The organism is Streptomyces sp. NPDC004065, assembly GCF_044903565.1.
Lineage (GTDB): Bacteria > Actinomycetota > Actinomycetes > Streptomycetales > Streptomycetaceae > Streptomyces.
In genome coordinates this window covers 19566-30591 of the sequence record NZ_JBJDQT010000050.1, presented here as the reverse complement: position 1 = coordinate 30591, position 11026 = coordinate 19566, and the positions used below count along the sequence as shown (strand labels likewise).

Here is an 11026-nt window from a genome sequence, read left to right as displayed (position 1 = left end):
CGCTCCCTCAACCCCGCAAGATCATCACGTCCAACAGCCACGGTCCTCGCAACTCCCACAGATCGCGGGTGTTGCGAGGACCGTTAGAACCCAAGGATCGGTCCGGGGCCTTTTCCCTTGTGCCCCCGGCAGGATTCGAACCTGCGACACCCGCTTTAGGAGAGCGGTGCTCTATCCCCTGAGCTACGAAGGCGGGGTGGGATGTGGTCGGACATCCGCAGGTGCGCCACCGGGGTGGTGCACCGCGGACAGTCTAGCGGGTGGTGGGGTGGGGCGTGGTGGTCGTGGTGGGGTGGGGGAGGGATGGGCTTTCGTCTGATTGACGATAAGGGGGGTTGCGTGCCAAGCTGACGCGGCGTCGTCCGTTGGGGTGGGCGGTGGGTGGTGGCGTGGTTCAGCGGGCCGGTCGGTTGCTTGTCGGGAGGTCTTCGTGGTGCGGGTGCGCAGTTCCAACTCCCAGCTGGGTGGGGCGGGCCTCGATCGGGCTGCCGGGGTGTTGCTCGGGGCCGCGGTGGGGGACGCGCTGGGGGTGCCGTACGAGTTCGCGGCGCGGTTGGGGGAGGGGCAGGAGCCCCGGATGGCCGGGGGTGGGCTCGGGCCGTACGAACCCGGGGAGTACTCGGACGACACCCAGATGCAGGTGTGCGTCGCGGAGGTGGCGGCGACCGGGGCGGATCTGCGGGAGGCCGGGGCGCTCGACGCGATCGCGGGGAACTTCCTGCGCTGGGTGCGTGGGGGTGCCAGCGACGTCGGTGCCCAGACTCGGGCCGTGCTCGATGCCGTCGGGCGGGCCGCCTCCGCGGACGCGGACGCGGGTGCGGGTGCGGGTGTGGGGCTGGGGGCGGTGATGGGGGAGGCGGCTCGCGCGTATGCCGCCGGGCGGGAACTCAGCGCGGGGAACGGGTCCTTGATGCGTACCGGGGTCGTCGCCCTGGCTCATCTCGGTGATGCCGCTGCCATGGCCGAGGCCGCCGTCGCCGTCGGGGCGCTCACCCATCCCGACCCCGACTGCGGGGATGCCTGTGTGCTGTGGTGTTCCGGGATTCGTACGGCGGTGCTGAGCGGGACCTTCGACGGCGTGCGGGGCGGTCTCGAACTGCTTCCCGCTCGGCGGCGGGACGTCTGGGCCGCGCGGCTCGACGAGGCCGAGGCCCGTCCGCCCCACCACTTCGCGCACAACGGGTGGGTGGTTCACGCCCTGCAAGCCGCCTGGTCCGCGATCGTCCGGACGCCCGTGCCCGAGGCCGAGCCCGCCCGGCATCTGCGGCTCGCCCTGGAGGCGGCGGTACGGGCCGGGAACGACACCGACACCGTCGCCGCCATCGCCGGCGCCCTGCTCGGGGCGCGCTGGGGGCGCTCCGGCATCCCGCGGGAGTGGCGGGAGGCCGTGCACGGGTGGCCGGGGCTGAACGGGGAGGATCTCGCCGAGCTGGCGGTTCGGACCGTTCGAGGGGGCTGAGAGGGCGGGCCCGGTGTCGGCCTTGAGGGCGGGTTCTGGGTGCGGGGCCTGAGGGGGGACCGAGGTGCGGGGCGCCGGTCAGGTCAGGGGGACCCGGGTGAAGCGGGCGGCCATGTGGAGGTCGGATTCCAGGCGGGCCGCCGTTTCGCGCAGGGGCGGGAGGAGGGTCTGCACGCACTCCTCCCGGGTGTGGCGGGCCGCGTGCAGGGCGATGTCCATGGCGGCCACCACCCGGCCCTCACGGTCGTGGACGGGGACCGCGATCGCGCGCAGGCCGCGCTCCAGTTCCTCGTCGACCAGGGCGTAACCGCCCGGGGCCGCCCCGGTCAGCACCCTGCCCAGGGCCGTGGCGCGGGCCGGGAGGCGGGTGCCCACCGTGATGTCGACGCTCATGATGCGGCGCGCGGCGGCCCGGGCCGTGTACTGGATCTCCTCGCCGGACGGTGTGAGCACCGCGAGCGACGCCGACTCCTGGAGGTGGGCCGCCAGGTCCTCCAGGTGCGGCTGGGCGATCCGGGGGAGCGAGGTGCGGGACAGGGGCGGGAAGCCCAGGGACAGGACCCTGGGGGTGAGGGCGAAGGCCCGGGTGTCCGGCGTCTGGGCGACCAGACCGAGGTGCTGGTGGGTGATCAGCGCCCTGCGGGCGGTCGCCCGCGCCAGGCCCGTCGCCCGCGCCACCTCCGTCAGCGTCAGCGCCGGCCTGTCCGCGTCGAACGCCGTGAGCACCGTCAGCCCCCGGGCCAGGGACTCAACGAAGTCCCGGCCCAGTTCCTGCTTGGAGGCGGCCGTCCAGGTCGCCAGGTCCGAGGGGGGCGGCGCGGGGTGCGGCGGGGGCGTCCCGTGCAGGGCCCGCAGGTCCGCCTCCATGGCCGTGACCGTCTCCCGCAGGCGCGGGAGCAGTTCGGTGCGCAGACTCCGCGCCGAGTGGCGGCTGGTGTGGCTCACCACGTTCGCCACGCAGGCGATACGGCCCGTGGCCGGGTCCCGGACGGGGACGGACACCGCCACCAGCCCCGGTTCGATCAACTGGTCGTCCAGGGACCAGCCTTCGCACGCCGCCCGGGCGGTACGCCGTTCGAAGGCGGTGAGGTGTGGCGGCCCCTCCACCGCGTCTCCCGCGTGCGCCGCGTCTCCCGCGTGCGCTGCGTCTCCTGCGTCCGCCGCGTCCGCCGTGTCCGGCACGTCGGTTGGGTCTGCCGCGCGCGCCGTGTCCGCGGGGTTCGTGCGGGGTGGTACGGCCGGGAAGCCCCGGTCCTCCGGGTCCGCCGCCCTTCGCTCCCGCCAGCGCCGCCACTCCTCCTCCGTCCACTCGGTGGCGAACAGCGGGCCCGGCGCGGTGCGTTCGGCAGGCAGCAGGTCGCCGATGCGGAAGCTCAGGGACATCGCGCGGCGGCGGGTCGCCTGGTGGATGAAGCGGATGCCGTCGCGGTCGCCGACCGCCAGCGACACCGACTCGTCCAGTTCGTCGGCGAGGGCGTCGGCGCGTGCGCCGAGCAGCGCCGGCAGGCGCAGGGCGGCCAGGTAGGCGTTGCCCAGTTCCATCAGGCGGGGGGTGAGGACGACGTCCCGGCCGTCGAGGCGGACGTATCCCATGCGGGCGAGGGTCGCCGTGATGCGGTCCACGGTGGAGCGGGCCAGGCCGGTGGCCCTCTCGAGGGAGCTGAGGGCGAGCGTTCCGCCGGCATCCGTCAGCTGTTGGAGCACCGCGACGCCCCGCAGCAGCGGAGTCACCGCCTCCGGGGGCGCCTCACCGGCTGCGGGAGCCGCGGAAGCCGCAGGAGCCGCAGGGGTGCGGGCAGCGGCCGCGGGAGCCGTGGGAGCCGTGTGAGCCGCGGAGGGGTGGGCGGCGGCAGCCGCACGGGGCTCCGTGGTGTTCGAGGGCATCGCTTCCGTTCTCCGGTACGGCAGGGGCGGGCGCAGCGGGCACGCTCACCGTAGCCCGGCCGGAGGGTTCGCCGGCCCGTCCGTCCGCTCGCCCCCCCCACCTCCCACGTCCACCTCCACCCCCACGGCCACCCTCACCCTCCCCACGCCCGCCCCCCACCCCCACACACGCCCCCACCCCCACCTCACTGCCGTGTCACCCGCACCCGGTACGTCCCCGCGAGGTCCACCGCCGCCACGTCGATGCGGATCTTCGCCCGCGGGTCCTTGAAGGTCTCGCCCGGGGCGAAGGGCGCGTCGGAGAGTTCGGCGTGGACGTTCGGGCTGCGGGTGCAGCCGCCGCTGTCGCGGTGGGCGTCGTAGACCTTGATCGGGCCGCGGCCCGTGTCGACGTCGGCGTCGACCTTGTAGATGAGGATGCCGGGGCTGCACACCGTCTCGTCGTTGCCGTCACGGGTGCGCAGTTCGAGGGCGTAGCCGGTGCGCGAGTCCAGGGGGACGAAGACCAGCTTGGGGCCGCCCCGGCGGGCCAGCGGGGTCAGGGTGTACTCGGTGGAGCCGTGTTTGGCGGCGCAGCTGACCTGGTTGGCGTCCAGCCAGCCGAGCTTCCACTTGTGCCAGCCGAGCAGGTCGTTGTTGCCCCCCCAGTCCTCGCTCATGATGTCCCAGTGGCCCACCGCGCCCCCGCCGTCCTGGGTGTAGAGGTCGGGCAGGCCGAAGACGTGGCCGTTCTCGTGGGGCAGGACGCGGTAGCCGGTGCGGTCGTAGGAGCCGGAGCCGTCGTCCTGGCGGGAGTAGACGAAGGAGGCGTTGGCGACCGGGATGCCGTCGGCGACGGGGGCGTCGGAGTTGCCGGCGAAGGTGACGGACAGGACCGTGTCCAGCGCGGAGGGGCCCGCGTTCGGCGTCATCAGCACGTTGAGCAGGTCGTAGTCCCTGAAGTCGATCTTCGGGTCGGCCGCCGTCACGATGTCCTGGACCAGCCGGCGGTAGCCGGGGTCGAAGGGGGCGCCGCGGTCGATGCCGTACTCCTCGAAGGGTTTGGGCATGCGCAGCCAGTCGCGGATCGGGGTCTCGGGGCGGTAGTCGAGGCGGCCGTAGGAGGCGGTGCGGAACCACTGCTGGGTCTGCGGGAAGAACTCGTGGAAGCGGTCGAGGGCGGTGCCCTGGCCGGGCGCGTCGGAGAAGTCGATCATTACGGTGAGGGCGTGCACGGTGCCGGTGGAGCGGGCGTAGCCGCCGGGTGTGGGGACGCCCTCCGACATCTGCACGGCGGGCGCGCCGTTGATCATGCAGGGGTTGAGGGCGGGGGAGCGGGCGAGGGCGGAAGCCCCGGAGCCGGTCGCCGCGGTGCCCGCCGTGAGGTGCCCGGTTCCGGCCGAGGTGCTGACCGCGAGGGTCAGTACGGTGACGGAGGCGAAGGCGGCCGCACGGCGCTTGCGTATCGGGCGTATCCGGCGGCGGGGCGGCTGCGCTCGCATGCGTGGACCCTTCGCTCCAGGCAGCCGCCGGTTCCCGGCTGCACCCTTGCGATCACCCTGTGTCGCGGGGGCTCGGGGTGCGCGCTGGAGTCGTCCGGTCGTGGGACACGCCGCTCTGTCGTGGGAACGAGTGACGGCCGGATGGATGTGATCCAGGTCACCGGAATTCTTTCCGAGGAGGGGAAATAACCGGGGACCTCTTCCCCGTTTAGCCCTGTGTCCGAGTGAAACGGGGAGGACCTCCCCGGATCGCTCACCGGCCGGGCGAGGACCGGCCCCGGACGGACCGAGGCCGAGGAAGGCCGCGGACCGGTCCGAGGCCGAGCACCGCCCCGGACCAAGACCAAGACCGACCGAGGGAGTACACCGTGCAGTCCGTGACGACCGCGCACCCCGCGCCGCGCAAGGCGAGCAGGCCGCGCGCCGACGCCCTGCGCAACCGGGAGCGGATCGTCACCGCCGCCCGGGAGATGTTCGTGATGCACGGCCCGGACGTGCCGCTCGACGAGATCGCCCGCCGGGCCGGCGTCGGAAACGCCACGCTGTACCGCAACTTCCCGGACCGGGACGCCCTCGTCCGCGAGGTCGTCTGCTCGGTCATGGACCGTACGGCCATGGCGGCCGAGCAGGCGCTCGCGGAGAACGGCGACGCCTTCGGAGCCCTGGAGCGCCTGGTGCACACCGCCGCCGACGAGCGGATCAGCGCGCTGTGCCCGATGGTCTCCAGCACCTTCGACCAGCACCACCCCGACCTGGAGGCCGCGCGCCTGCGGGTCGTGCACCTCATCGAGGAGGTCATGGGACGGGCCGTGGCGGCCGGGCAGTTGCGCCCGGACGTCAGCGTCGGCGACGTGATGATCGCGACGGCCCAGCTCAGCCGGCCGCCGGCCGGTACCGGCTGTACCAGCCACGACCGCTTCGTCCACCGTCATCTGCAGCTGTTCCTGGACGGACTGCGGGCCCCGGCCCGATCCGTCCTGCCGGGCACGGCCACGAGCATGGAGGATCTCCGCCAGGCCTGAGTGATCAGTACCGGCCGGCGCGGACGTGAACCGGCGCCGGCCAGAACAGCCATCACCGACAAGCGGCGATGAGCGCGGGGCCGTACGTCACCGACTGTTCCGGGGACGTACGGCGGTCGGAACCACCCGCGATCCGCCGGTCATCACGGCAGGCGCACCGCCCGCCGCCCCGGGCACACGGGGCGCGGACGGCGGCTGTCCGACGCCCTTTTCCTGGTTCCTGCCGACCTGAGGTTCCGGCGGTACGTGCCGTCCTGACGATCCTGCCGTCCTGACGTTCCTGACTTTCCGTACGACGACCAACGACCGACGACGACCGACCTGACCGACCGGCGACAACCGGCGACGACGACCGACCGACGACCACCGACCACCAACCGACCGACGACCGACTTTTTCCGTCACGCAGTCCCGAAGTGGGTACCCCCATGTCTGAAACAGCCCGAAGCGCCGCCGGCGCTCTCGGCAAGGCTCCCGACAACAACCGCTGGAGGGCGCTGGTCTTCATCGCGCTCGCCCAGCTGATGGTCGTCCTGGACGCGACCATCGTGAACATCGCGCTGCCCTCCGCCCAGCAGGACCTGGGCATCTCCGACGGCAACCGGCAGTGGGTCGTCACCGCCTACGCCCTCGCCTTCGGCGGACTGCTCCTCTTCGGCGGCCGGATCGCCGACCTGTGGGGCCGCAAGCGGGCCTTCGTGACCGGTCTGACCGGTTTCGCCGTGGCCTCCGCGCTCGGCGGCGCGGCCACCAACGGCACGCTGATGTTCGGCGCCCGCGCGCTGCAGGGCGCCTTCGGCGCGCTCCTCGCGCCGGCCGCGCTGTCCCTGCTCGCCGTCATGTTCACCGACGCCAAGGAACGCGCCAAGGCGTTCGGCATCTACGGCGCGATCGCGGGCGGCGGCGGTGCCGTCGGCCTGATCCTCGGCGGCTTCCTCACCGAGTACCTGGACTGGCGCTGGACGTTCTTCGTGAACATCCCCTTCGCCGTGGTCGCCGCGGCCGGCGCCTACTTCGTCATCCGTGAGCCGGAGGGCGGCCGCAACCGCTCGCCGCTCGACATCCCGGGCGTGGTGCTGTCCACCCTCGGCCTGGTCGCCCTGGTGTACGGCTTCACCCGCGCCGAGTCGGACGGCTGGGGCGACGCCCTGACCGTGTCCATGTTCGTCGCCTCCGCCGTCCTGCTGCTCGCCTTCGTGCTGGTCGAGTCCAGGGTCAGGGCGCCGCTGCTGCCGCTGCGCGTGGTCACCGAGCGCAACCGCGGCGGTGTCTACCTCTCCCTGGGCCTGGCGATCATCGCGATGTTCGGCCTGTTCCTCTTCCTGACCTACTACCTCCAGGTCGTGAAGGGCTACTCGCCGGTGAAGACCGGCTTCGCCTTCCTCCCGATGATCGCGGGCATGATCACCGGCTCCACTCAGATCGGCGCCCGGCTGATGACCCGGGTGGCCCCGCGGCTGCTGATGGGCCCGGGCTTCCTGGTGGCCGCCCTGGGCATGCTGCTGCTGACCCAGCTGGAGATCGGCTCCTCGTACGCCGCGCTGCTGCTGCCCGCGATGGTGCTGCTCGGCCTCGGCATGGGTACGGCGTTCATGCCCGCGATGTCCCTGGCCACCCTGGGCGTCCAGCCGCGTGACGCCGGTGTCGCCTCCGCGATGGTCAACACCTCCCAGCAGGTGGGCGGCGCCATCGGCACGGCCCTGCTGAACACGGTCGCCGCGTCCGCGACGACCGCGTACCTCAAGGACCACCTCGCCTCTGCCACCTCCCGGCCGCAGGCGCGGCTGGTCCAGATGGAGGCTCTGGTGCACGGCTACACCAACGCCATCTGGTTCGCCGTCGGCATCCTGGTCGCGGCGGCGGCGATCGTGGTGACCCTCGTCAACGCCGGCCGTCCGGGCGGCACCGCCGTGGCCGGGTCCGGCACGGCCTCGGGCGAGGACGCCGCCGAGGACGAGAGGGCGGTGCCGGTCATCGCCCACTGAGCCTCGGGGCGCTGAGCCCCGGGCACGGACCGGACGGTGACGGTGGGCGCGGCCCGGTCGCGTTCAGCGCAGCCAGGGCAGGTCCGCGCCCGCTTCGTCGGGCTGGAGTCCCTCGGCGATGATCTGCATGATCTCGCCGAGGGATTTCTGCTGCTGCGGGCTGAGCCGGTCGAACAGCGCCTGGCGCACGGCGGCCACATGGCCCGGCGCGGTGCGCCGCAGCACCTCCCGGCCCTCGTCCGTCAGCACCGCGAACTGCCCCCGCTTGTCCGAGGGGCACTCCTCGCGCCGTACCCACCCGTTCTTCTCCAGACGGGCCACGGCGTGCGAGAGGCGCGAACGGGTGATCTTGGCGTCCATGGCCAGCTGGGTCATGCGCAGCCGGTGCTCCGGTGCCTCGGCGAGTCGGACGAGCATGCCGTAGTAGATGTGCGGCATGCCCGCGTCACGCTGAAGCTGCCGGTCGAGGTGGTCGTCGAGCAGGGTGGTCGCGTGCAGGTAGGAGCGCCAGACGCGCTGCTCCTCGGCGGTGAGCCAGCGGAACTCCCCGGAGGCGCCGGAGGCGTTCGCGCCGGGCTGGGGGGCGGAAGAGGCGGGTGCCGTGTTCATGTATCCACTGTACGAGCCCACTTTTTGAAACTTAAACAAAGCAGGCGTATCCTTATGGGTGAAAAGAACTTTAGAGTTCAAGCACTAGTTCTAGAGTTCAAGCACCTATCGAGGGGGCGTCGCCGGGAAGGGCGGGCCGTCCGGGCAGGAGTCGCCGAGATGTCCGTCGCGGGTCAGGTCGTCGGTCAGGTCACCGGCCAGGAGGAGCGCACCGCGCCGCGGCGCATGCCCGCCCTCTACCTCAGCCACGGCGCACCGCCCCTGGCGGACGACCCGGTCTGGCCCGGACAGCTCGCCGCCTGGGCCGCCGGCCTGCCCCGCCCCCGGGCGGTCCTGGTGGTCTCCGCCCACTGGGAGGACGCGCCGCTCGCCCTCGGCGCGGTCGAGACGGTTCCGCTGGTGTACGACTTCTGGGGCTTCCCCGAGCGCTACTACCGGGTCACGTACGCCGCCCCCGGGGCCCCGGAACTCGCCGAGAGCGTGCGCAAGCTGCTGCGCGCCCCCGGCGTCCCCGTGCAACGCGTCCCGGACCGCGGCCTCGACCACGGCGCGTACGTCCCGCTGGTGGAGATGTTCCCCGCGGCCGACCTCCCCGTGCTGCAGATCTCCCTGCCGACCCTCGACCCGGTGCGGCTCATGGACATCGGCCGCAGGCTGGCGCCGCTGCGCGACGAGGGTGTGCTGATCGTCGGGTCCGGCTTCTTCACCCACAACCTGGCCGCGCTGCGCCACCCGGGCGGCGGGGTGCCGAGCTGGTCCGCGGAGTTCGACGACTGGGGCCGGCGCGCCCTGGAGGACCGCGACTGGGACGCCCTGCTGGACTTCCTGGCCAAGTCCCCGGCCGGACGGTACGCCCATCCGCGCACCGAGCACTTCGCGCCGCTGTTCGTGACCATGGGCGCGGCCGAGGCGGGCGGGGAGCTGGACACCCAGCGGTCCGTGATCGACGGCTTCTGGATGGGCCTGGCCAAACGTTCGGTGCAGTTCGGCTGAAACACGGGCGCGCCTGTTGCGTACAACCTGGGTGTACAGGGCGTGCTGGGTGGCCGGGGTGTGCGGGGACGTGGGGGGTCTGGGAATTTCCTGAGAGTCCGGGTTTGCGGCAACCTTCCGCCGGTACGACCCGTCCATCAGGGTGGGAGGGCGGTCGACGGCGACGCCCTTCCCCGGCGAGCACTGCGGCATACGTGTGAGGGGCGTCTCACGCGCGGGGGGCCGGCGGGGTCCGCGGGGGGCTTCCGGGAGGTCCCGGCTCCCGGCCTGACCTGCGGATCCGTGGGTGCCGACGGAGACGTACGGCCGCAGCGGCCGGACAGGGTACTGCATGATCAGAAAATTGGGGGGCGGGTTGGGAATTCTGTCCGGATTCCAGTCGTTGTTTCCATCGGATGCGGGGCACCCGAGGAGAGTTCCGAGAGTTCCGGTGAGCAGGAGAGCTCGGGCTCCTCGAAGAGTGCCAAGCGTCCGACGGACCACCCGCTGACACACCATCGCAAGGGAGCACGCATGGCAACCCGTGCCGTCGCCCGTCGTAAGTCCGCCGCCGGCGAGACGGTCGACGCGGCAAGCAGTGTTCGCGCCCATGGCGGCGAGATCGCCGACCGCGACCTGGTCGGCATGTACCTCGACGAGATCGCGCGTACACCGCTGCTCGACGCCGCCAAGGAGGTCGAGCTGTCCCAGATCATCGAGGCGGGTGTGTTCGCGCGGCAGATCCTCGACGGATACGAGTCCGGTACGGACGCCACCCGTGAGGAGCTGGAGGCCCTGGTCGCCGAGGGCGAGCGGGCCAAGGACGTCTTCATCCGTTCCAACCTGCGTCTGGTCGTCGCCGTGGCGCGCCGCTACCCGCGCAGCGGTCTGCCCCTGCTCGACCTGATCCAGGAGGGCAACGCGGGCCTGGTGCGCGCGGTGGAGAAGTTCGACTACCGCAAGGGCTTCAAGTTCTCCACGTACGCCACCTGGTGGATCCGCCAGGCGATCACCCGCTCGATAGCCGACCAGTCCCGCACGATCCGGCTGCCCGTCCACCTGGTGGAGGAGCTGGGCCGCGTGCGGCGGGTGCAGCGCGAGTTCAACCGCGAGCACGGCCGGGAGCCGGAGCCCGCGGAGATCGCCGCCGAGCTCGGTTCCACGCCGGAGCGGGTCTCGGACGTCCTGGACTGGGCCCGCGACCCGGTCTCGCTGAACATGTCGGTGGACGACGAGGGCGAGACCCAGTTCGGCGACCTGCTGGAGGACACCTCCGCCGTGTCGCCCGAGCAGTCGGTGCTCACGCTCCTGCGCAGCGAGGGACTGGACGACCTCATCGGCCGCCTCGACCAGCGCACGGCGTCCATCATCAAGATGCGGTACGGCATCGAGGACGGCCGCGAGCGCACGCTGACCGAGGTCGGCAAGGAGCACGGTCTGACGCGCGAGCGCATCCGGCAGATCGAGAAGCACGCGCTGCTGGAGCTGAAGAAGCTGGCCCGTGACACGGGCTTCGACGCCGTGGCGTGACACCCGCGTACGCCCGGTGGCGAAAGGCCGCGCAAACATGGCCGTACAGCGTCGCTTCAACCGGCCGGGCCCTGGGAACAACCT

8 protein-coding genes and 1 tRNA gene are annotated in these 11026 nt (G+C 72.4%); 5 read left to right on the top strand and 4 right to left on the bottom strand.

The genetic code is table 11. From position 1 onward, the window contains the following. Positions 1 to 120: 120 nt before the first annotated feature. A tRNA-Arg gene (locus ACI2LW_RS32825) sits at positions 121 to 193 on the bottom strand. A gap of 240 nt (positions 194 to 433) precedes the next feature. Here ACI2LW_RS32825 and ACI2LW_RS32820 point away from each other — a divergent pair. Beyond that, the gene (locus tag ACI2LW_RS32820) at positions 434 to 1459 is read left to right on the top strand and encodes an ADP-ribosylglycohydrolase family protein (RefSeq protein ID WP_404734913.1); all 1026 of its coding nucleotides are present in this window, start codon (positions 434 to 436) and stop codon (positions 1457 to 1459) included. A 78-nt stretch (positions 1460 to 1537) separates the two neighbouring features. Here ACI2LW_RS32820 and ACI2LW_RS32815 read toward each other — a convergent pair whose 3' ends face one another. Continuing rightward, on the bottom strand, positions 1538 to 3343 hold the full coding sequence (locus ACI2LW_RS32815; RefSeq protein WP_404734912.1) for an IclR family transcriptional regulator C-terminal domain-containing protein: 1806 nt from the start codon (positions 3341 to 3343) through the stop codon (positions 1538 to 1540). 185 nt (positions 3344 to 3528) lie between these two features. Continuing rightward, positions 3529 to 4824 (bottom strand): M6 family metalloprotease domain-containing protein, encoded by a 1296-nt coding sequence (locus tag ACI2LW_RS32810; protein WP_404734911.1) that lies wholly within the window; start codon positions 4822 to 4824, stop codon positions 3529 to 3531. A gap of 377 nt (positions 4825 to 5201) precedes the next feature. On the opposite strand from ACI2LW_RS32810, the gene ACI2LW_RS32805 reads away from it, so the two are divergent. Both ACI2LW_RS32805 and ACI2LW_RS32800 read left to right on the top strand, forming a co-directional pair. Then, complete coding sequence (locus ACI2LW_RS32805) at positions 5202 to 5846, top strand: TetR/AcrR family transcriptional regulator (RefSeq protein ID WP_404734918.1); 645 nt, start codon at positions 5202 to 5204, stop codon at positions 5844 to 5846. Between the two features lie 428 nt (positions 5847 to 6274). Beyond that, the gene (locus tag ACI2LW_RS32800; protein ID WP_404734910.1) at positions 6275 to 7831 is read left to right on the top strand and encodes an MFS transporter; all 1557 of its coding nucleotides are present in this window, start codon (positions 6275 to 6277) and stop codon (positions 7829 to 7831) included. Between the two features lie 63 nt (positions 7832 to 7894). On the opposite strand, the gene ACI2LW_RS32795 is transcribed toward ACI2LW_RS32800, so the two are convergent. Continuing rightward, positions 7895 to 8440 (bottom strand): MarR family winged helix-turn-helix transcriptional regulator, encoded by a 546-nt coding sequence (locus ACI2LW_RS32795; RefSeq protein ID WP_404734909.1) that lies wholly within the window; start codon positions 8438 to 8440, stop codon positions 7895 to 7897. 225 nt (positions 8441 to 8665) lie between these two features. Between ACI2LW_RS32795 and ACI2LW_RS32790 the strand changes: the two genes are divergently transcribed. Then, positions 8666 to 9433: a dioxygenase gene (locus tag ACI2LW_RS32790; protein ID WP_404734917.1), complete on the top strand. Its 768-nt coding sequence runs from the start codon at positions 8666 to 8668 to the stop codon at positions 9431 to 9433. 513 nt (positions 9434 to 9946) lie between these two features. Then, complete coding sequence (locus tag ACI2LW_RS32785) at positions 9947 to 10942, top strand: RNA polymerase sigma factor RpoD/SigA (protein ID WP_404734908.1); 996 nt, start codon at positions 9947 to 9949, stop codon at positions 10940 to 10942. Positions 10943 to 11026 lie beyond the last annotated feature (84 nt).

Excerpts from the sequence above, each read along its gene's own strand:
- ACI2LW_RS32815 (WP_404734912.1), bottom strand. The coding sequence starts at position 3,343 with ATGCCCTCGAACACCACGGAGCCCCGTGCGGCTGCCGCCGCCCACCCC.
- ACI2LW_RS32810 (WP_404734911.1), bottom strand. The coding sequence starts at position 4,824 with ATGCGAGCGCAGCCGCCCCGCCGCCGGATACGCCCGATACGCAAGCGC.
- ACI2LW_RS32790 (WP_404734917.1), top strand. The coding sequence starts at position 8,666 with ATGCCCGCCCTCTACCTCAGCCACGGCGCACCGCCCCTGGCGGACGAC.
- ACI2LW_RS32800 (WP_404734910.1), top strand. The coding sequence starts at position 6,275 with ATGTCTGAAACAGCCCGAAGCGCCGCCGGCGCTCTCGGCAAGGCTCCC.
- ACI2LW_RS32795 (WP_404734909.1), bottom strand. The coding sequence starts at position 8,440 with ATGAACACGGCACCCGCCTCTTCCGCCCCCCAGCCCGGCGCGAACGCC.
- ACI2LW_RS32785 (WP_404734908.1), top strand. The coding sequence starts at position 9,947 with ATGGCAACCCGTGCCGTCGCCCGTCGTAAGTCCGCCGCCGGCGAGACG.